The following is a 19,609-nucleotide window of genomic DNA, read 5'->3' as shown; positions in this document are numbered from 1 at the left end:
CGTCAGGCGAAGCGTCCGGCGGAGGCCTTGTCGCGGTCGACGTAGCCGTTCGAGAGCTCGACGGTCGTCGTCGCGATCTTCGCGAGCAGCGTGTTCATGTCGTTCAGCTGCTTCGTCCACTTCAGCTGCGCCTGGTCGTAGGCCTCCTGCGCGGCACCGTCCCACGACGCCCGCAGCGTGTTCACCTTCGCGTCGAGGTCGTCCAGCTTCTGCTGGATGCCCTTCGCGCCGTTCGAGATCTGCTCGGCCAGGGCGACCACCTGAGCGGGAGTGATTGATGTCGTTGCATCCATGATCTGTATTCCTCGTCTCGGTCGGTCAGGAGTTCATCATCGAGCCGAGGCCCGTGATCGTGGACACGGTCGACTCTTCGAGCGCGCTCTTGTCGGCCTGCGTGCCGCGCAGCGCGTCCTCGAGGTCGATGAGCACCTTGTTGAGCTTCGTGGTCTCGTCGTCCCAGCGCCGCATGAGCCCGTCGAACGCGCTCCCCGCCGGGCCCGTCCAGAACTGACGCGCCTGCTCGAGCTCGCCCCGCACGAAGGAGATCCGGCCGTCGATGCCGGCCTTCGCCTCGTTCACCGCATCCGCGCCCTTGAGCAGGGCTCCCTCGAGTGCGCCGATCTTCTGAGTCGTCACAACATCCTCCAACGTGTCCAGAGACGTGGTCGTGGGATGCAGCAGACGCCGCTCCCCGACATCCCACGCTAAAGGACGAGAATCCCCAGATCAACCGGAGAGCCCGCCCCGGCCGCAGATGAGAGATCTCTCACGAAAGGTTCGCGTCGAGGGCCTTGATCGCCGCGAGCGCCGCGTCCTCGAACGCCGCCATGTCGGTGGCGACGCCGCGCACCTCGGTGGCGCTCCGGCGCACCATCCCCTCCGCGGACGAGATCGCATTCCCCGCCATCGCGGCGGCCACGGTCGCGGGAGCGACGAGGAACGAACACAGCACGCCGAACGCACCGCCGCCCATGTTCGTCGACGAGGCGGCATCGCGTGCGACCTTGATGTCGGATGCCACCTGCTCCACGCGCGCGGCATGCGAGACGATCAGGTCGCGGTCGATGGCGATGCGGTCGGCCATCAGCGCGGCCCTCCCCGATCGCCGAAGCGGTCGCCGGAGCGCTCATCGGTGTCGCTGGGGGGCACGCGGTCGACCTCGGCACGCAGGTGCGCCACGACGGAGGATTCCTCACCGAACGCGTCGGCGGCGATCTGGAGGGCCTGCTCTCCCGCTCGCCGCTGCGCGGCGTTCGCCGTCGCCACGATCAGCGCGCCGAGCTCACGCGGCTCGAGGTCGTAGGCCGCGTCGGCGATCTCGACGGCGGCCAGACGCCCCGCGGCATCCACCGTGACCGAGAGTTCACGCCGCGGCGCCGTCGCGGTGCCGCGGATGGCCTGGATGTCCGCCTGCATCGACTGGGCCTTCGCGGCCGCCGCCTGCGCGTCCGCGATCTGCTGCTGCACGCGGGCGATCGCGAGGTCGGCATCCATGTCGGCGGAGAAGAAGTCGGTCACGGCCCGTAGCGTAGCAAGGGCGACCGCGGATGCCCACGGCTACACTGAGACGGTCCTGCGAGGACGCCGGCCGATCGACGAGCCACGAGGGGAATGCGCACACCGTGAGCCAGACCGTCAGCGCCTCCCGCGCCCTCCTGCGGGTCTCGGTGCAGTCCGAAGGCAGACGCCTGGACATCGGCATCCCCGGGCAGCTCCCCCTCGTGGAGCTCATGCCGGGCTTCGCGCGCAGCCTCGGCGTGCTCGACGCGACCATGACGCACGCGGGCTACACGCTCGAACGCGCCGACGGCACCGCCCTCGACGCGTCGCGCGGAGCGATCGAGCAGGGCGTCCGCGAAGGCGACCTGCTGACGCTCGCCCGCGGAGGCCTGCTCGCGCAGCCGCGCGTGTACGACGACATCGTCGAAGCCGTGCTGGATGCCACGGCAGAGCAGCATCGCCCGTGGACCCCGCAGGACAACGCCCGCACGGCGCTCGCCGCGAGCCTCACCCTGCTCGGGATCTGCGCCGTCCTCCTCCTCGCCGCAGGCCCCTCGCTCGGCGTCGGCGCGTTCGTCGCGGGAGGCGGAGCGATCGTGCTCCTCGCCGTCGCGGCTGCGGTCGGTCGCCTCGGCCAGTCGGAGGCGGGGCAGGGCCTGGCCCTCGCCGCCGCCGTGTTCGGCGGAGTCGCGGGGTATCTGGCCGTGCCCGCCGGACCCGCCGTCTGGGGGTGGCCGCTCGCCGCTGCCGGACTCGGCGCCGCCGTCGTGGGCGCCGTCGCCCTCGCGCTCACGCCCCAGCGGCCCGAGTACCAGCTGATCCCGATCGCCGCGGGCGCGGCCGTCGCGGTCATGGCCCTGTTCGCCGCGCTCTTCCCCGGCGCCGCCGTCGCCTCCTATGCGCTCGGCATCGCGATCGTCGTGACGGTCGGCAACGGCCTCCCCTGGCTCGCGATGAGCTCGACCCGGATCCGGGTGATCTCGCCGCAGAGCGACGCGGATGTGTTCGCCGCCCCGACGCCGATCGATGCGGGCGACGTCCGCGCGCGCGCGGCGGCGGGCCACCGCATCCTGCTGTCGGTACGCATCGCGACCGGCCTCACCGCGCTCGCGGCGACCCCGCTCGTGGCAGGAGCGAACGCGGCGGGAGCGGCTCTCTGCGCACTCGCGTTCGTCGGGATGATGTTCCCGTCGCGCCAGAGCTTCGCCCGGAGCAACGTGCTGGCCCTCCTCTCCCTCGGCACCCTCGGACTCGCGGCGACCGGCGTGACCGTCTCCCTCGCGCAGCCGGGGCTGCGGGTGCCGCTGCTGATCGTCCTCATCGCCGTCACCGCGATCGTGGTCACCGTGACGCTGCTCGCCCCGAAGGCACGGGCCCGCCTCGGGCGCCTCGCCGATACGGCGGAGGTCGTGATCATCGCGCTGCTGCTGCCCCTGGGCGTCATCGCGGCCGGCTGGGCCTGAATCCATGGCGACCAAGAACGACCTCATCGAGGCGCAGAGCTTCTCGCGCCGTCGCCTGCTGACCGCGTTCGTCAGCGGCGCCCCGGGCGGCAAGGAGCTCGAGCCCGCCGCTCCCCTGCGCGCGGTGTTCACGGCGATCGCGCTCGCGGCCGCGGTGATCCTCGTCGGAGTGTTCTGGGGCATCATCAGCCCCGGGCTGCCGAAGGGGTGGGACAACGGGCGCCTCGTGCTGGTGTCGGACACCGGCGCCCGCTATGTCACGATCGACGGCAAGCTGCACCCCGTCATCAACACCGCGAGCGCACGCCTGCTGATCCCGTCGAGCGACTTCACCATCATCACGACCGACCAGCAGACGCTGTCGGGCATCTCGCTCGCCTCCCCGCTCGGCATCGTCGGTGCTCCCGATGCGCTGCCGGCGCCGAGTGCGCTCATCGACGACGGCTGGACCGCGTGCGTCGCGGGCTCCGGCGTCGACGTGCGGATCGGCCCGGATGCCGCGGCCACGGCATCCACCGGTGCCGCCGTCGTCTCGTCGGAGGGACGCCTCTTCGTCGTCGCGGACGGCTGGCGCTTCGAGGTGACCGCGACGCAGAGCGACGCCGTGCTGCGGGCCGTCGGCCTCGGTGCCGTCGATCCCGTCGCGGTCTCGGCGCCGTGGCTGAACCTGTTCACACCCGGCACGACGCTCGCGCCGCTCTCGATCCCCGGCACGGGCACGCCCCTGGACGGCACCGACCTCACGGCGGGGCAGGTCGTGCACATCGACGGCAACGCCGCCGATGAGCTGTTCGTCGTGCGTGAGGGTCGGACCCTGTCGCCCCTCACGCCGCTCGCGTGGCAGCTCTACCAGCTCGGCAGCGGGCTCGGCGCCGACGCGGTCCTCGACGTCACCGCGGCGCAGGTCGCGGGCCTGCCAACCGGAGACCCCGTCGGCAGCGCGGACTGGCCGAAGGACGCGTTCGCCCCGCAGAGCGACGGCACCCGCCCGTGCGCGCTCCTCGTGCGCGACGGGGACGGCGCCCGCACGACGCTCGCCGAGCAGCCGGCGGATGCCGAGGCATCCGCCGGTGTGCGCGTCGAGGCGGGGCACGGCGCGCTCGTCCGCGCCGGCGGCCGCGGGACGCAGGCCGCATCGCTGCTGACCCTCATCGACGCCACCGGCACCGCGTACGCCCTGCCGGGCGCGACCGCCGAGACCGTCAAGCGTCTCGGTTACTCGACCGATGACGTCGGCACGGCGGATCAGGCCTGGATCGCGCTGCTGCGCACCGGGCCCGCGCTCACCGAGGAGGCCGCGGGGCAGACCCCGTCCGGCGGCGGCGGATGATCCGCACGGGCGTCGCGGCGCTCGTCCTGTCCGCCGCACTGTCCGTCTCCCCGGGAGCGGCGGCGGCGCTCGTACCGAGTGGAGCCACGACCGGTGCAGGGTCCGCCTCGGCCGCCCTCTCCTCCGACGAATGCACCGCATCGACCTGGATCTCCGACGTGCCGACGGCGTTGAGCCTGCTGCAGAGCGAGGACGCGTGGACCCGCTCGCACGGATCGGGCGTCGTCGTCGCGGTCGTGGACTCGGGGGTCGCGGCATCCAATCCGCACTTCGTGGATGCCCTCGTCGGTGGAGCGGATCTCGTCGGAGACGGCGTCGGCGCGACGGCCGACCTCGACGGTCACGGCACGGCGCTCGCCGGCCAGATCGCGGCGCGCAGCGTGCCCAAGTCGGGCGTCGTGGGCCTCGCGCCACGCGCGCAGATCATGCCGGTGCGGGTGTACGCCGGTACCTCCGAGGCGCAGGTGCAGGCGGGCATCGGGCCACGCACGGATCGCGTCGCGCAGGGCATCCGCTACGCCGCCGAGCACGGCGCCCGGGTCATCCTCGTCGGCGTCACGACCGACGCGGCGGATGCCGGACTGGCGGATGCCGTGGCGGCGGCGACCGCTCAGGGAAGCCTCGTCGTCGCGAGCGCGGGCAGCCGCAGCCACGAGCTGTCGATCGATCAGAACGAGGACGACGGCGTGCGCTACCCCGCCGGCGTCCCCGGAGCGCTCGGCGTCGCGGCGACCGACGCCGAGGGCGTCGTCGCGGCCACCAGCATCCACGGACCCCACGTGAGCCTCAGCGCACCCGGGACCGACGTCCTGACGACCTCCGCCGCCGGCGCCGACTGCCGGTTCGCGAGCGAGCCGAGCCCCGCGTTCGCCGCCGCGTACGTCGCGGGCGCCGCCGCCCTGGTGGCCGCCGCGCACCCCGACGAGTCGCCCGCCCAGTGGGCGTACCGGCTCGAGGCGACCGGGGTGCGCGCCGACCCCGACGCGCGGGACGACGCCGCCGGGTGGGGGATCGTGCAGCCCTACGACGCGATGATCCTCGTGCCGGGAGCCGGTGTGCGGGGCCCGGAGAGCCCGTTCCCGTCCGAGGCATCCCCCGCGCCCGCGCGCCCGTCGGCATCGGCCGCGGTCGTCGAGCATCGTGACCCGGCGAACGGAACGGCGCTCGTGCTGGGTGTGCTCGGAGGCGTCGCGGCCGCGGTCGTGCTGGGCGTCGCGGGGACGATCGGAGTGCTCCGTCGGCGCCGGGCGGAGCCGGACGAGCCCGCGGCGGTGCGTGCCGGCGGACTCTTCCGCGACGAACGGGCCGGCGACAGCGACAGCGCCGCGTCGGAGGACTGACGGAGTCAGTTCTCGCCGTCGCTCCACAGGACGGCGCGGCGCTGCCGATCGATCTCCGCGATCGCGTCGCCCACGACCTGCCCGATGCCGCCGCCGGCGACCCACGATCCCACGACGGCGAGGCCCGGAGCGCCCGCGACCGACGCGCGGACCCGCGCCGTGCGCTCGGCGTGACCGATCGACGAGGCCGGGAGCGGCGCGGCGACGCGGGCGACCGCGGCGGCGCGCGGCGCCGGCAGCGGCGCACCGAGCAGGTCTCCCGCGACGCGCGTCGCGAGCGCGACGGCGGCCTCGTCGGACGCGGGCGGCGGACCGTCGAGCGTCACGCGCAGCACGTGACGCCCGGGCCCCGCCGCTGCGGCGAGCCACGGCCAGTCGGCCGTCGCGTGCACGACGGCGGATGCCACGGCGCCTGTCTCGCTCCCGTCGCCCGCCGCGCGGGCGACGGGATAGACGGCGCGGCCGCGCGGCGCGGCATCCAGCACGGGCGCCTCGACAACGAGCGTCACCACCTCGCGTGATCGCGCTGCCGGAGCGCTGCCGGCCGCGATCGTGATGCCCGCCGAGGTGAGCAGGGTGCTCGCGGCCGCGCCGCCGGTCGCGAGCACGACGACGTCGGCGACCCGCGATGCGCCCGGCTCGTCGGGGTGGTCCGGACGGTCCGCCTCATCCACGGCAGGCGAATCCGATGCGACGGCGAGGTGCCAGACGCCGTCGCGGCGAGTGATCTCCGTGACGGTCGCGCCGGTGACGACGTTCGCGTCGAGTTCGGAGAGCCTCCGGGTCAGCGCCGCGACGAGCAGGACGAGGCCGCCGCGCAGCGTGCCCCGGGAGGCGCCGCGCGAGGCCGCCTCGACCCCGGGTTCACCCGTCGGCACCGCATCGGGGAGCTGGGCCGCGACCGCTCCGGCGAGCGAGCCGACGCGGGTGAGCGCCGCGCTCAGGCCCGGCGCCGCGGCATCCACGTCGATGTCGTCGGGTTCCACGCCGTAGAGCCCTCGCGTCACGGGTGCGACGAGGCGGTCGACGACGCGCGCGCCCATGCGAGTGCGCACCAGCCGTCCGAGGCTGCGCTCGTGACCGATCGTCAGCGGCGGGCGCAGGCGGTCCAGGTAGGCGCGCCATGCGCCGCTCCAGCCGATCACGCGACGGACGTCGTCGGCCCACGGGTTCGCCGGGACGCCGACGATCGCGCCGGAGGGGAGCGGTGCGGCACCGGGGGTTCCGGGCAGGCCCGCCACCCAGACGGGATGCGCGGCGGATGCCTCGATGGCGTCGCGGAGCCCCAGCTCGTCGAGCAGCGCGGCCACGCCGGCGTCGCCGAGCGGCAGGGTGTCGGCGACGAGATCGACCGGCAGGCCGTCGAGCTCACGCGTCTCGATCGCCCCGCCGAGCCGGGCGCGCTGCTCGATGACGGTGACCGACGCGCCGATCCGCGCCCATTCGAGAGCGGCCACGAGCCCCGCGATGCCGCCGCCGATCACGGCGACCTGCGTACGCCGGACCCGCCCGATCGCCTCCGGCTCGGGCGAGGCGGCGGCGGTGTGGGACATGGCATCCATCCTCGCACCGCGGCGTCCTAGAGTTGACGCGTGCGGCTGACCTACTTCGGCGGGCCGGCGTGGGATGCCGGGGCGCTTCCCGCGCGCGGGCGCGGCCAGGAGGCGCTCCTGCTGCGGCTCGCGCTCGACGCTGGGACGGTCGTCTCGTACCGCGCGCTGGCGGAGGACATCTGGGCAGGCGACGCCCCCGAGGATCCGCGCGCGGCGCTGCAGTCGCTCGCGTCGCGCCTGCGCAAAGCGCTGCCCGGTGCGATCGAGGCGGCCTCGGGCGGGTACCGGCTGGCGCTGACCCGCGCAGATGTCGACCTGACCGCGTTCCAGGACCTCGCCGCTCACGCGCGACGGGCCGGCGACGTGGATGCCGCCCGGGCGGCCCTCGCGCTCTGGCGTGGCGACCCGTGGCTCGCGGAGGGCTTCGACTGGGTGCTGAGGGACCTCCTCGAGGATCGGGCGCACGTGCAGCGCGTCGCGGATGCAGCATCCGTGCTCGACGCCGCGCAACGAGACAGCCCGGTCCCGCCGAGTGCGCCGGATCCGCGCGGTGCACGACCGGTGCTCTCGGCAACGACCAGCCACCTCGACGATCCGACCGCCGCCTCCGCCGTGCCCGCGGCACTCACGTCGCTCGTCGGCCGCGCGACCGAGCTCGACCAGATCACGGCGCAGCTGCGTGCGAGCCGCCTCGTCACGATCCTCGGCCCCGGCGGCGCGGGCAAGACGACCCTCGCCCTCGAGACGGCACGCCGCGCGCCCGACGTCCTCTTCGTCGAACTCGCCCCCGCCGCCCCTGGCGAGATCTGGCCGGCGCTCGCGAGTGCCGTCGGCCGGGGCATCCGCCGCTCCGATACGCCCGCGCGCGCCATTGAGACCGATCGCGACCGCGTGATCGAGGGGCTCAGCGGGCGCGCCGTCCTCATCGTCCTCGACAACTGCGAGCACGTGAGCGCCGCGGCTGCCGCCGTCGCGCGCGACCTGCTCGCCGCGCTGCCGCTGGCACGCCTGCTGGCGACGAGCCGGGAGCCGCTGGGTCTCCCCGCGGAGGCGTTCGTCGCGCTCGGCCCGCTCCCCGAGCTCGCCGCCCGCGAGCTCTTCACCCGCCGCGTGGAGGCCGCCCGCGGGGCGTCGCCGCAGCCGGACGAGCTCGAGGCGGCCGCCCGCATCGTGCGTCGCCTGGACGGGCTGCCGCTCGCGCTCGAGCTCGCGGCGGCCCGCGCCCGCAGCCTCACGATCGCCGAGATCGACGCGGGACTCGACGACCGCTTCGCCCTCCTCGCCCACGGCCCCCGCGCCGCCGACCCCCGTCACCAGACCCTCCGCGCGCTCATCGACTGGAGCTGGGAGACGCTGACCAATCCGGAGCGCGCCGCGCTGCTCGCGGCATCCGTCTTCCCCGACGGCATCGGCGCGAAGGATGCCGCGGACGTCGCACGCACCTTCGCGACGGATGCCGCGACCTTCGACCTGCTCGTCGACCGTTCGCTGCTGCGGCGGGCGGACGGCAGGTTCCGGATGCTCGAGACGGTGCGCGAGTACGGGCTCGACCGGTTGCGCGCCGATGGCGGCGAATACGAGGCGCGGACGCGGGCCGCGGAAGTCCTCGCGACGCTCGCCGCCGCGCAGGACGCCCGCCTGCGCGGCCCCGAGGTCCGCGAAGCGCTCGCATGGTTCGACGCGAACGACGAGTCCCTCGGCGCCGCCGCGCGCCTGGCGCAGAGTGATCCCGAGCTGCGGGACCTCGCCCTGCGCCTGCTGCGCGCGAACCTCTGGGCGTGGGGCATGCGGGAGCGGTTCGCCGAGCTGCGCGACGGCATCGGCGCGATCGGGCGCGACGACGCCGCGCTCGACAGCGAAGCCGCCGTCGTCGTGCAGGGTCTCGCCCTCATGTTCGGCGCGTTCGCGACCGTCACGGCCGGCGTCGAGCCGAGCGCGGCCGATGCCGCGCGCTTCTCCGCGCGGGCGGCCGAGATCGCTGAGGCGGCGAGCGCACATCCCTCCGAGCTGTCGCTCGCCGTCGCGCCGCTCATCACGTCCGCCGCGCGCGCCTATGGCACGCCGGGGCCGCGCGGAGCGGCGAGCTGGCTCATCGACGAACCGGCACCGTCTGCCGCGCCGCCGTGGACGATCGCGATCCTCGCCGTGCTGCGGGCCGCCTCCGCGCAGAATGCCGGCGACATCGAGACGCTCGGCACCGAGAGCGAGCGCGCCCTCGCGCTCTTCCGTGACATCGGCGACGTCTGGGGCCTCGCCCTCGCGAGCCAGATGCGATCGGAGTGGCTGCAGCTGCAGGGCCGCCTGGACGAGGCGCTCGATGTCGCCGACTTCTCCTCCGAGCGTCTCGTCGGGCTGACGTCCGTGTGGGACGTGATCCAGCAGCGCGCTCTCGCGATCGGCATCCTCGCCCGTCTCGGTCGCTTCGACGAAGCCCATGCCCGCGTCGACGAGATCCGTCGTACTGCGGAAGCGGAGGGTTCGGACCGGGCGGTCTTCCAGTACCGCTTCACGGCGGCCTCGGTGGCCCTCATCGCCGGCGACGGTGCAGAGACCCTCCGGCATCTGGACGCACTGCCTCCCGGGGTCGGGCTGAACGGGCCACAGGATCAGCTCGTCGCCTCCAGCGCCGCCAAGCGCGCACAGGCGCTCCTGCTCCTCGATCGTCCGTCCGCGGCACGTGTGTCGCTGCGGGGCACCCTGCCGATCGCCGTACGCACCGGCGATCAGCCGATCATCGCGGAGTTCGTGCAGGCGATCGCCGCGCTTCTGGCCCGCGACGGCCACACGGATGCCGCGCGGCGGGCGTTCGCGGCATCCGTGCGCATCCGCGGGCGAGCGGACGAGACCGACCCCGCCTACGTCCGTCTGCGGGGCGCGCTCGGCGCCCCCGAGGCCGGCGAGCAGGGCGACGAGGACCCGATGGTCTTCGCCGCCCTGCTGGAGGACTGATCGGGGGACGTGCCCCCTCCCTGGGCCTTCCGCGCCCTGGACCGTCCGTGCCCTAGGCCTTCCGCATGTACGCCCGGACGGTGAGGGGGGCGAACACCGCGACGATGACGACGGCGCCGAGGATCGATGTCCAGGCATCCACCCCGAACACTCCGTTGTTGGCGAGCTCTCGCACCGCGGTGACGAGGTGCGAGATCGGGTTGACGTTCGCGAACCACGCCAGCCAGTCCGGCAGCGAGTCGACCGGGACGTAGGCGTTCGAGAGGAAGGTCAGCGGGAACAGCACGAGCATCGAGATGCCCTGCACGCTCGAGGCGGTGCGGGCGATCACGCCGAAGAACGCGAAGATCCAGCTGATCGCCCACGCCGAGGCGATGACGAGGAGCCCGGCCACGATGACGTGTCCGATGCCGCCCGCGGGACGGTACCCCATGAGGAAGCCCATCACGAACGTCAGGGTCGTGGCGATCGCGTACCGGAGGGTGTCGGCCAGGAGCGCCCCGGACAGCGGCGCGATGCGCGCGATCGGGAGCGAGCGGAACCGGTCGAACACCCCTTTGTCCATGTCCTCGCGCAGTTGCGTGCCGGTCACGACCGAGGTCGTGATGACGGTCTGGACGAGGATGCCGGGGATGAGCGCCGGCAGGTAGCTCTGCACGTCACCGGCGATCGCGCCGCCGAAGATGTACGCGAACATCAGGGTGAAGATGATGGGCTGCACCGTGACGTCGACGAGCTGCTCTGGCGTCCGCCGGATCTTCACGAGACCCCGGTAGGCCATCGTGAAGGTGTTCTGGATCGTCTGGCTCACGCTCGTGCGACGCGTCAGCTGACGCTCGGACGGCGGGGTGATGCGCGTGGGTGTGGCGGTGATCATGGTCATGCCGGAACCTCCTCGGAGGCGGGTGCCGCGTCGGCCTGGTCGGTCGCGTCGTGGCCGGTGATGGTGAGGAACACCTCGTCGAGCGTCGGCTTCTGCACGCTCATCTCGGTGAGGTGGATGCCCTCCTCGCGGAGGGTGATCAGCAGGTCGGCGACACGGTCGGCGTCGGCCATGGGCGCCGTGACGCGGGTCGCCTCGGGCGAGACGGTGCCGCGGACGCCGAGCACCCGCTCGATCGCGAGCAGCGTGCCGGTGGTGTCGCCGGCGTCGGCGAGACGCAGGATCAGCGACGAGGTGCCGACGGATGCCTTGAGGTCGTCCGCCGTGCCTTCCGCGACGACGCGACCGCGGTCGATGACCGCGATGCGGTCGGCGAGCTGGTCGGCCTCGTCGAGGTACTGCGTCGTCAGCAGGACGGTCGACCCGTTCGCGACGAGCGCGCGGATCGTGTCCCACATCTGGCCGCGCGTACGCGGATCGAGGCCCGTCGTGGGCTCGTCGAGGAAGATGAGCGGAGGCTGGGCGATGAGGGATGCCGCGAGGTCGAGCCGCCGCCGCATCCCGCCGGAGAACTTCTTCAGCGGCCGGCGCGCCGCCTCGATGAGGCCGAACTGCTCGAGCAGCAGGGCCGCCTTCGCCTTGGCATCCTGCCGGGAGAGCCCGAGGAGGCGGCCGAAGATGACGAGGTTCTCGGTCGCCGACAGCGTCTCGTCGACCGACGCGAACTGGCCGGTGACGCCGATGAGCTGGCGGACGATGTTCGGTTCGCGGACGACGTCGTGGCCGAAGACCTCGGCACGGCCGCCGTCGGGGCGCAGGAGCGTCGCGAGCATGTTGATGGTCGTGGTCTTGCCGGCGCCGTTGGGGCCCAGCACGCCGTAGACGGTGCCGGCCTGGACCCGCAGGTCGACGCCGTCCACCGCTCGGTTGTCGCCGAAGGTCTTCACGAGACCCTCGGCACGCACCGCGAGGGTGCGATCGGAGAAGGAGGTGGTCATGGCGTCCACTGTGCGCCGCGGGTGCTGTCACACCGCTGCCGCCGACCGGCGGGTGCTGTCACACCGCTGCCGCCGACCGGCGGGCGCTGTCAGCGCACTGTCACCGCATCGTCCCGGATGGCACGATGGATGCCATGGCCCTCCACATCACCGACGACGACGCCGCCGACGCGCTGCTCACCGAGAACCCGCTGGCGCTGCTGATCGGCATGCTCCTCGATCAGCAGGTCGCGATGGAGACAGCCTTCTCGGGGCCGCTCAAGATCGAGCAGCGCACGGGATCGATGGATGCCGCGTCGCTCGCGGCGTACGGGCCGGACGACCTGGCATCCGTCTTCAAGGAGACGCCCGCCGTGCACCGCTATCCGGGGTCGATGGCCGGGCGCGTGCAGTCGCTGTGCCAGGCGCTCGTCGACGACTGGGGCGGCGACGCCTCGGCGCTGTGGACTCGGGGTGCTCCGGGGACTCAGGGTTCGCCGGACGGCGCCACCGTGCTCAAGCGGCTCAAGGCGCTGCCCGGCTTCGGCGATCAGAAGGCGAAGATCTTCCTCGCGCTGCTGGGCAAGCAGTACGGGTTCACGGGCGCGGGCTGGCGCGAGGCATCCGCCCCGTACGGTGAGGAGGGGTCGTTCCGCTCGGTCGCCGACATCGTCTCGCCGGAATCGCTCGCCAAGGTGCGCGAGTTCAAGCGCGCCGCGAAGGCCGCCGCCAAGGCCTGAATCCCGGCGCGCGGCTGGGCCCACGGCGCGCTGCCGCGTCTGCCGCGCGCGGCCGGACCCACGGCGCAGGCTGAGCCCGCGGCATCCTCACCCTTGTCCCACATATGGCTGTTTCTGAGCTCTCAGGACAGCCACTTCTGGGACATGCTCCACCCCAAGTGGGACTTGCTCCACCCCAAGTGGGACACGCCCCGCCCCAAGTGGGACGCGGCGGGGGTCAGGCGCCGCGCAGCCGCTCGCCGAGGTAGGCGACGAGCCCGTCCAGCGCGATCCGCTCCTGGCCCATCGTGTCGCGGTCACGGACGGTGACGGCGGCATCCTCGAGCGAGTCGAAGTCGACCGTGACGCAGAACGGCGTGCCGATCTCGTCCTGGCGGCGGTAGCGGCGGCCGATCGCGCCGGCGTCGTCGAAGTCGACGTTCCAGCCCTGCGCGCGCAGGTCGTCGGCCACCTGACGCGCGAGCGGCGACAGGTTCTCGTTGCGCGACAGGGGCAGCACGGCGACCTTGACCGGCGCGAGGCGCGGGTCAAGGCGAAGCACGGTGCGCGTGTCGGTGCCGCCCTTCGCGTTCGGCACCTCCTCCTCGCGGTACGCGTCGACGAGGAACGCCATCATCGAGCGGGTGAGGCCGAAGGACGGTTCGATGACGTACGGCACATACGTCGTTCCGGATGCCTGGTCGAAGTACTGCAGCTTCTGACCGGATGCCTCGATGTGCGAGTTCAGGTCGTAGTCGGTGCGGTTGGCGACGCCCATGAGCTCGCCCCACTCCTTGCCGGGGAAGCCGAAGCGGTACTCGACGTCGATCGTGCCGGCCGAATAGTGCGCGCGGTCCTCCTTCGGCACGTCGAACTGGCGCATGTTCTCGGGGTCGATGCCGAGGTCGATGAACCACTCCCAGCAGGCCGACACCCAGTGCTCGAACCACTCCTGCGCCTCGGCCGGTGGCGTGAAGAACTCGATCTCCATCTGCTCGAACTCGCGCGTGCGGAAGATGAAGTTGCCGGGCGTGATCTCGTTGCGGAACGCCTTGCCGACCTGACCGATGCCGAACGGCGGCTTCTTGCGCGACGCCGTGAGGACGTTCGCGAAGTTCACGAAGATGCCCTGCGCCGTCTCGGGACGGAGGAAGTACAGGCCGGACTCGTCGTCCACAACGCCGAGATAGGTCTTGACGAGACCGGAGAACGCCTTCGGCTCGGTGTACTGCCCCTTCGTGCCGCAGTTCGGGCACGGGATGTCGGCCAGGCCGTTCTCGGCCTTCCGGCCCTTGCGCGCCTCGAAGTCCTCGATGAGGTTGTCGGCACGGAAGCGCTTGTGGCAGCTCAAGCACTCCACGAGGGGGTCGGTGAACGTCGCAACGTGACCGGATGCCTCCCACACGCGCTTAGGCAGGATGATCGACGAGTCGAGGCCCACCATGTCGGCGCGGCCGCGCACGAACGTCTGCCACCACTGCCGGCGGATGTTCTCCTTGAGCTCCGTGCCGAGGGGGCCGTAGTCCCACGCCGACCGCGATCCGCCGTAGATCTCACCCGCTTGGAACACGAACCCGCGGTGACGGGCGAGTGCGATGACTTTGTCGAGACGGGACTGCTCGGCCACAGGTGGCTCCAAATGGTCGGTTTCGCGAGAGCGATGAAGAACGGATGCCGCGGTCACGGGCGTGCGCCCGGCATCCGCCAAGTCTAGCCGCCGCGCCGCGGGCGCCCGCCGGCGCGGCCCCGGCCGCCGGCGCGACCCCTGCCGTCGGAGCGCCGACCCTGGCAGGGTGAGGAGATGGACGAGACGAGATGGCCGGCGCTGCCGGTCGCCGATTGGCAGGACACCCGCGACACGCTGCACCTGTGGACGCAGATGGTCGGCAAGCTCCGTCTCGAGCTGACCCCGCGGGTCAACCACTGGTGGAACGTGCCGCTGTACGTGGATGCCCGGGGCCTCACGACATCTCTCATGCCGTGCGGCGCGCACGGCCTGGAGGTGCGGTTCGACTTCTTCGCGCACGACCTCGTCTTCGAGCGCACCGACGGGGCGCGCAGGACGATCGCCCTGCGGCCCCGATCCGTCGCCGACTTCTTCCGCGAGTTCGTGAGCGTGCTCGCCGACCTCGACGTGCCGGCGCGCATCCACCCGATGCCGGTCGAGATCGCGGACGCGATCCCCTTCCCCGACGACGAGACGCACGCGTCGTACGACGCCGACGCCGTCCACCGGTTCTGGCTGTCGCTCGTGGCCGCCGTGCGCGTCCTGTCGGTGTTCCGCGGCGAATGGGACGGCAAAGCGAGCCCCGTGCACTTCTTCTGGGGCGCGTTCGATCTCGCCACCTCCCGCTTCAGCGGGCGACCGGCCCCGCAGCACCCCGGCGGCGTGCCGAACTGCCCCGACTGGGTCATGTACGAGGCGTACGACGCCGAGGTCTCGAGCGCCGGCTACTGGCCCGGCGGCGCCGCGGAGGGCGCGTTCTACTCGTACACCTATCCCGAGCCGCCGGGGTTCCGCGAACGCGACCTCGGCGTCCCCGGGGCGTCCTTCGACACCTCGCTCGGCGAGTTCGTCCTGCCGTACCGCGCGGTGCGCGAATCCGCCGACCCGGACGCGCTGCTGCTGGCCTTCCTGCGGGCCACCGCCCGCGCCGGCGCGGAGACGGGCGGGTGGCCGCAGGCGACGGATGCCGGGGTCAGCTGACGAAGCGGATGCTCAGCGGGTAGCTGTACCACTCCCCCTTGTTCGCCGCGATCGCGGCGAGGATCGAGAAGACGATCCGCGCGACGTAGACGACGCCGATGATCACGAAGCCGATGAGGATGATCGAGAGGACCCATCCGACGATCTCGGCGATCAGGAGGGTCAGCTGGAAGTTCAGCGCCGTCGCGGTGTGCGCACGGACGAACGGGCCGCGGTCCTTGAGGACGAGGTAGCCGATCAGCGCCGACCAGAATCCGATGAAGATCCCGCCGATGTGGACGAGCGTCGCCCACAGCTTCTCGTCCGACGGGTTCATCGGCTGGACCGGCTGCGGGAACGGCGGCTGCTGCGGAGGGGTCGTCATGATCCCAGCCTAGGGGTCCGACGCGATCTCCCCCGAAGGACGGAGGCGCACTCCGGGCGCGACCCGATACGGTCGAAGGACCACCGACGAACCCTCGAACAAGGAGTGCCGTGGACATCCTCGCCACCGGAGGTGCCCTGGTGATCGTCTCGATCGCCGTGGTCGCCGCCATCATCCTCATCGTCTTCCTGCTCATCATGGTGCGGGCCTGGTACAAGGTCGCGAAGGCCGACCAGGCACTCGTCGTGGTCGGCAAGAGCCAGAAGAACGCGTCCGGCGAGTCCTCGCGCATCTCGGTCATCACCGGCGGCGGGGCGCTCGTCAACCCGCTCACGCAGCGCGCCGAGATGATCTCGCTGCGCGCGCGGCAGATCAAGATGGAGCCGACGGCCCAGGCATCCAACGGCGTCACCGTGAACGTGTCGGGCGTCGCGCTCGTGAAGATCGGCTCCGATCCCGAGTTCGTGCGTCGCGCCGCCGAGCGCTTCCTCAGCCAGGACGGCGCGATCGAGCAGTTCACGACCGAGCAGCTCGAGGGCGCGCTGCGCGGCGTCGTCGCGACGCTGACGGTCGAGCAGCTCATGAAGGATCGGCAGAAGCTCAGCGACCAGATCGCCGAGGGCATCAAGAGCGATCTGCTCGCGCAGGGACTCATCCTCGACTCGTTCCAGATCCAGGGCGTGACCGACAAGAACGGCTACATCGACGCCCTCGGCGCGACCGAGGTCGAGCGGGTGCGCCGGGAGGCCGAGGTCGCCCGCATCAACGCCGCGCGCGAGGTGCGTGCGCGCCAGATCGCGACCGACGAGGCGAACCTCGTCGAGCAGACCGCGTTCGACAAGAACTCCGCCGCCGCGGCCGCCGAGGTCGGCCGGGCGCGCGCGGAGGCCGAGCAGGCCGAGGCCCTCGCCCGCGCCGAGCGCGAGCAGGCGGTGCTCCTGCAGGGTGCCGAGAACAAGCAGGCCCAGCTCGACGCCGACATCAAGAAGGTCGCCGACGCCTCGCTGTACGAGCGTCAGCGCTCGGCGGATGCCGCGGCCTACGGCGAGGTCAAGGCGGCCGAGGCGCGCGCCCAGATCGCCGCCCAGGAGGCCGAGGCGACGCGCCTGCGCGCACAGGCCGAGGCCGACGCGGTGCGACTCGTGGGTGAGGCGCGCGCCGCGGCGATCGAGGCCGAGGCCGAGGCGCTGTCGAAGAACCAGGAGGCGCTCCTCGCGCAGCGCGCTCTCGAGGCCCTCGTGCCGATGATGACCGAGTTCGCCCGCGGGTTCGACAAGGTCGGCTCGATCACGGTCCTCGGCGGGGAGGGCGCGTCGTCGCACATCGCCACCGAGTCGGCATCCAGCATGCGCGCCTCGTTCGACGCGATCGAGGCGGCGACGGGCATCGACCTGCGCCAGGTGATCCAGGGCCAGGCGACCGGCCGCGGCGTGGCGCAGGGCCTGCAGCAGCAGGCCGGCGACGGGGTGACGGCCGGGGCTGGGCCTGCAGCAGGGTCTGAGCCGACCGCCTGAGCATCACCCGCCGCACCACTGCGTGACCCACGTGAGCAGCCGCCCGCGCAGGTCGGGTGGGGCGGCGAGGAGGAACTGACCGGGCTCGCCGTCGACGGTGACGTCGACGGCGAAGACCGTCCCGCGCTTGTCCTCCTGGACGGCATGCGGATCGCAGCGCGACGGCAGGAGCGGCAGCGGGATCGCCTTGGTCGCGTCGTCGCCGCTCGCGATCTCGAGGGCGAGCGGGAGCGCGCCGTCCTCGAGCCCCGCGAACGTCAGCAGGTTCGTCTCGCGGATGCCGATGAGTACGACGTCCATGTCGGCGCCCGGCGTCGGGACGATCGCGAGATCGAGTGTCGCCGGCGACCCGGCCGCCGCGGGGGTGAAGTCGCCGAACGTCACGGATGCCGCGGCATCCACCGCCTGCGCGACGCAGTCACGGCGGTGGAGTTCCGCGAGGAACGGGAAGAGCTCGCCGGCGGCCGCCGTGGCGGAGCCCGACCGCCCGTCACTCCCGTCGTTCTCGTCGTTCTCGTAGGCGAACGTCACGGTCGACGCCGCGTCGTCGCCGGCACCGCAGGCCGCCTCGGGCAGCTGGACACGGATGTTGACCGTCGCGTCGGGCGCGAGCGTCGACGTCCGGTCGACGACGCGAGTCGCCGGGTGCGCGAAGCGCGGGTCGATCAGCTGCACGTCGCCGATGCGCAGCGGCGAGCCGGTGCCGTTGTGGATCTGCACCTCGGCCTGCCGCGCCGCGACGTCGGACCGCTGCTGCGTGAGCGCGACCGTGACCCCCGGCGGGAGGTCCCCGGCGTCCGATGTCGGTGCGGGAGCGGGCGCCCCGGCTGCGCATCCGGTGAGGGAGGGGGCGAGGATCAGCGCCACCGTGAGCGCGGCGGCGCGTACCGTATTCAGTCTCCCGCGCGGTGGATGGCCCGATATCCGGGCCTTTCCGCCGGCGCGACACCGCGGAGACTGAATACCGAACGCCACGGCGCGCTCACCGCCGCAGTTCGACCCGGTCGACGGTGACATCCTCGAGGGCGACAGGATCGATCTCGACACCGAGACCCGGGCCCGTCGGCACCCGGACATGCCCGTCCTCGAGCACGATCGGGTCGGTCACGATGTCGCGATGGTAGAACCGGTCGGATGCCGAGACGTCGCCCGGCAGCGTGAACCCCGGCAGGGCGGCGAGGGCGGCGTTCGCCGCGCGGCCGATGCCCGTCTCGAGCATCCCGCCGCACCAGACCGGCACCCCGGCATCCCGGCACAGGTCGTGGATGCGCACGGCCTCGAGATAGCCACCGACGCGGCCGGCTTTGATGTTGATGACGGATGCCGCGCCGAGCGCCAGCGCGTCCGCGGCGGCTTTCCGCGACGTGATCGACTCGTCCAGGCAGATCGGGGTGCCCAGGCGCGCGGCGAGGGCCGCGTGATCGACCAGGTCGTCCTCTTGGAGCGGCTGCTCGATCAGCAGCAGGTCGAACCGGTCGAGCTCGGCCAGCACGTCGGCATCGGCGAGCGTATAGGCGGAGTTCGCGTCGACCTGCAGGGGAATGGCGCCGAACGCGTCCCGCACCGCGGCGGTCTCGGCGATGTCGCGCCCGGGCTTGATCTTGATCTTGATCCGCACATAGCCCTGATCGAGGTAGCCGGAGACGGCGTCGACGAGAGCGGTGGGACTCTGCTGGATGCCGACGGACACCCCGCTCGGGATGCGATCGACCGTCGCGCCGAGGTAGGCGCCGAGCGGGCGCCCCTCGGCGCGGAGCGCCGCGTCGAGGACGGCCAGCTCGAGCCCCGCCTTGACCATGCGGTGGCCGACGAACGGCTCGAGCGTCGTCGCGACGTCCTCGGGGCGCAGGGTGCGCGCGTCGAGCAGCGCCGGGACGAGCCAGCGCTGCGCGACATCCCACGCGCCCCGCGTGTACTCGCTCGAGTACAGCGGCGCCGCCTGCGTCACGATCTCGCCCCACCCGTCGCCGCCCGCCGTGCGGGCGCGCACGACGATGACCTCGCGCACGGACTCGGTGCCGAACGAGGTCGTGAAGGGCGAGACGAGCGGCAGGTGCAGCACCCGCAGCTCCACCGCCTCGAGGGCTACCGGCGCGGCGGGGCGGGTGATCGGCATGTGGTCAGGGTACGCCCGCGGTCTTCAGCCGGGCGGACGCGTGCCTGTCGGCGGGGCGGCGGGGCCGGCGCGCAGCACGGTCGCAGCAGCGCGGCGGGTCTGGCGGCGGCAGCCGCTGCAAAAGCAGGGCCGATCGGGCCTCGTGAGGCACTCACGCCTCGTACGAGGCGATCGGCCCTGCTTTCCGAACCACA

The 19,609-nt window shown here is 72.7% G+C and carries 18 protein-coding genes; 7 read left to right on the top strand and 11 right to left on the bottom strand.

The annotated features are described in order from the left end of the window. Positions 1-2 precede the first annotated feature (2 nt). The 4 genes from J0I43_RS09680 to J0I43_RS09665 all read right to left on the bottom strand — a co-directional run bounded on the left by J0I43_RS09680 (position 3) and on the right by J0I43_RS09665 (position 1,518). Positions 3-293, bottom strand: coding sequence for a WXG100 family type VII secretion target (locus J0I43_RS09680; RefSeq protein ID WP_292862638.1), 291 nt, complete (start codon positions 291-293; stop codon positions 3-5). 25 nt (positions 294-318) lie between these two features. Beyond that, entirely contained in the window at positions 319-636 is a 318-nt protein-coding gene (locus tag J0I43_RS09675) for a WXG100 family type VII secretion target (RefSeq protein WP_292862637.1), read from the bottom strand. A gap of 130 nt (positions 637-766) precedes the next feature. Then, complete coding sequence (locus J0I43_RS09670) at positions 767-1,084, bottom strand: hypothetical protein (RefSeq protein ID WP_292862635.1); 318 nt, start codon at positions 1,082-1,084, stop codon at positions 767-769. After that, complete coding sequence (locus J0I43_RS09665) at positions 1,084-1,518, bottom strand: YbaB/EbfC family nucleoid-associated protein (protein ID WP_292862632.1); 435 nt, start codon at positions 1,516-1,518, stop codon at positions 1,084-1,086. Before J0I43_RS09665 ends, J0I43_RS09670 begins: the two co-directional genes overlap by 1 nt. Before the next feature lie 104 nt (positions 1,519-1,622). Between J0I43_RS09665 and eccD the strand changes: the two genes are divergently transcribed. From eccD to J0I43_RS09650, 3 genes are read left to right on the top strand one after another with little or no spacing between them, the layout of a single operon-like run. Beyond that, on the top strand, positions 1,623-2,963 hold the full coding sequence (gene eccD / locus J0I43_RS09660; protein ID WP_292862629.1) for a type VII secretion integral membrane protein EccD: 1,341 nt from the start codon (positions 1,623-1,625) through the stop codon (positions 2,961-2,963). A gap of 4 nt (positions 2,964-2,967) precedes the next feature. Beyond that, positions 2,968-4,293, top strand: coding sequence for a type VII secretion protein EccB (eccB, locus tag J0I43_RS09655; protein ID WP_292862626.1), 1,326 nt, complete (start codon positions 2,968-2,970; stop codon positions 4,291-4,293). Then, positions 4,290-5,633, top strand: coding sequence for a S8 family serine peptidase (locus tag J0I43_RS09650; RefSeq protein ID WP_292862622.1), 1,344 nt, complete (start codon positions 4,290-4,292; stop codon positions 5,631-5,633). Before eccB ends, J0I43_RS09650 begins: the two co-directional genes overlap by 4 nt. Before the next feature lie 5 nt (positions 5,634-5,638). Here the strand turns inward: J0I43_RS09650 and J0I43_RS09645 are convergent, their stop codons facing one another. Then, positions 5,639-7,261, bottom strand: coding sequence for an NAD(P)/FAD-dependent oxidoreductase (locus tag J0I43_RS09645; protein WP_367267550.1), 1,623 nt, complete (start codon positions 7,259-7,261; stop codon positions 5,639-5,641). Between J0I43_RS09645 and J0I43_RS09640 the strand changes: the two genes are divergently transcribed. After that, positions 7,226-10,135 carry an AAA family ATPase gene (locus tag J0I43_RS09640; RefSeq protein WP_292862616.1) on the top strand — a complete coding sequence of 970 codons (2,910 nt, stop codon included), beginning with the start codon at positions 7,226-7,228 and terminating at the stop codon, positions 10,133-10,135. The two genes, J0I43_RS09645 and J0I43_RS09640, sit on opposite strands and share 36 nt — an antisense overlap. A 52-nt stretch (positions 10,136-10,187) precedes the next feature. Here J0I43_RS09640 and J0I43_RS09635 read toward each other — a convergent pair whose 3' ends face one another. Both J0I43_RS09635 and J0I43_RS09630 read right to left on the bottom strand, forming a co-directional pair. After that, the gene (locus J0I43_RS09635; protein ID WP_292863248.1) at positions 10,188-11,012 is read right to left on the bottom strand and encodes an ABC transporter permease; all 825 of its coding nucleotides are present in this window, start codon (positions 11,010-11,012) and stop codon (positions 10,188-10,190) included. Between the two features lie 2 nt (positions 11,013-11,014). Next, entirely contained in the window at positions 11,015-12,016 is a 1,002-nt protein-coding gene (locus J0I43_RS09630) for an ATP-binding cassette domain-containing protein (protein WP_292862614.1), read from the bottom strand. 134 nt (positions 12,017-12,150) lie between these two features. On the opposite strand from J0I43_RS09630, the gene J0I43_RS09625 reads away from it, so the two are divergent. Further along, on the top strand, positions 12,151-12,735 hold the full coding sequence (locus J0I43_RS09625) for an HhH-GPD-type base excision DNA repair protein (RefSeq protein ID WP_292862611.1): 585 nt from the start codon (positions 12,151-12,153) through the stop codon (positions 12,733-12,735). 217 nt (positions 12,736-12,952) lie between these two features. Here the strand turns inward: J0I43_RS09625 and J0I43_RS09620 are convergent, their stop codons facing one another. Beyond that, the gene (locus J0I43_RS09620; protein ID WP_292862608.1) at positions 12,953-14,341 is read right to left on the bottom strand and encodes a glycine--tRNA ligase; all 1,389 of its coding nucleotides are present in this window, start codon (positions 14,339-14,341) and stop codon (positions 12,953-12,955) included. 174 nt (positions 14,342-14,515) lie between these two features. Between J0I43_RS09620 and J0I43_RS09615 the strand changes: the two genes are divergently transcribed. Beyond that, on the top strand, positions 14,516-15,421 hold the full coding sequence (locus tag J0I43_RS09615) for a DUF5996 family protein (RefSeq protein ID WP_292862604.1): 906 nt from the start codon (positions 14,516-14,518) through the stop codon (positions 15,419-15,421). Here J0I43_RS09615 and J0I43_RS09610 read toward each other — a convergent pair. Further along, on the bottom strand, positions 15,414-15,785 hold the full coding sequence (locus J0I43_RS09610) for a DUF4870 domain-containing protein (protein WP_292862601.1): 372 nt from the start codon (positions 15,783-15,785) through the stop codon (positions 15,414-15,416). The two genes, J0I43_RS09615 and J0I43_RS09610, sit on opposite strands and share 8 nt — an antisense overlap. Positions 15,786-15,895: 110 nt before the next feature. On the opposite strand from J0I43_RS09610, the gene J0I43_RS09605 reads away from it, so the two are divergent. Then, entirely contained in the window at positions 15,896-17,299 is a 1,404-nt protein-coding gene (locus J0I43_RS09605; protein ID WP_292862597.1) for a flotillin family protein, read from the top strand. A 3-nt stretch (positions 17,300-17,302) separates the two neighbouring features. Here the strand turns inward: J0I43_RS09605 and J0I43_RS09600 are convergent, their stop codons facing one another. Together J0I43_RS09600 and menC are read right to left on the bottom strand one after the other, a co-directional pair. Next, complete coding sequence (locus tag J0I43_RS09600; protein ID WP_292862594.1) at positions 17,303-18,166, bottom strand: hypothetical protein; 864 nt, start codon at positions 18,164-18,166, stop codon at positions 17,303-17,305. Between the two features lie 115 nt (positions 18,167-18,281). Continuing rightward, positions 18,282-19,415: an o-succinylbenzoate synthase gene (menC, locus tag J0I43_RS09595; protein WP_292862591.1), complete on the bottom strand. Its 1,134-nt coding sequence runs from the start codon at positions 19,413-19,415 to the stop codon at positions 18,282-18,284. Positions 19,416-19,609: the final 194 nt, after the last annotated feature.

It is taken from the genome of Microbacterium sp. (genome assembly GCF_017305435.1).
Classification (GTDB): Bacteria; Actinomycetota; Actinomycetes; order Actinomycetales; family Microbacteriaceae; genus Microbacterium.
This window is presented reverse-complemented; position numbering and strand designations above follow the sequence as displayed.

Bases quoted from the DNA above. Each gene is read 5' to 3' on its own strand.
- J0I43_RS09680 (WP_292862638.1), bottom strand. From the start codon at position 293: ATGGATGCAACGACATCAATCACTCCCGCTCAGGTGGTCGCCCTGGCC.
- J0I43_RS09670 (WP_292862635.1), bottom strand. From the start codon at position 1,084: ATGGCCGACCGCATCGCCATCGACCGCGACCTGATCGTCTCGCATGCC.
- eccB (WP_292862626.1), top strand. From the start codon at position 2,968: ATGGCGACCAAGAACGACCTCATCGAGGCGCAGAGCTTCTCGCGCCGT.
- J0I43_RS09650 (WP_292862622.1), top strand. From the start codon at position 4,290: ATGATCCGCACGGGCGTCGCGGCGCTCGTCCTGTCCGCCGCACTGTCC.
- J0I43_RS09635 (WP_292863248.1), bottom strand. From the start codon at position 11,012: ATGATCACCGCCACACCCACGCGCATCACCCCGCCGTCCGAGCGTCAG.
- J0I43_RS09630 (WP_292862614.1), bottom strand. From the start codon at position 12,016: ATGACCACCTCCTTCTCCGATCGCACCCTCGCGGTGCGTGCCGAGGGT.
- J0I43_RS09625 (WP_292862611.1), top strand. From the start codon at position 12,151: ATGGCCCTCCACATCACCGACGACGACGCCGCCGACGCGCTGCTCACC.
- J0I43_RS09615 (WP_292862604.1), top strand. From the start codon at position 14,516: ATGGACGAGACGAGATGGCCGGCGCTGCCGGTCGCCGATTGGCAGGAC.
- J0I43_RS09610 (WP_292862601.1), bottom strand. From the start codon at position 15,785: ATGACGACCCCTCCGCAGCAGCCGCCGTTCCCGCAGCCGGTCCAGCCG.
- menC (WP_292862591.1), bottom strand. From the start codon at position 19,415: ATGCCGATCACCCGCCCCGCCGCGCCGGTAGCCCTCGAGGCGGTGGAG.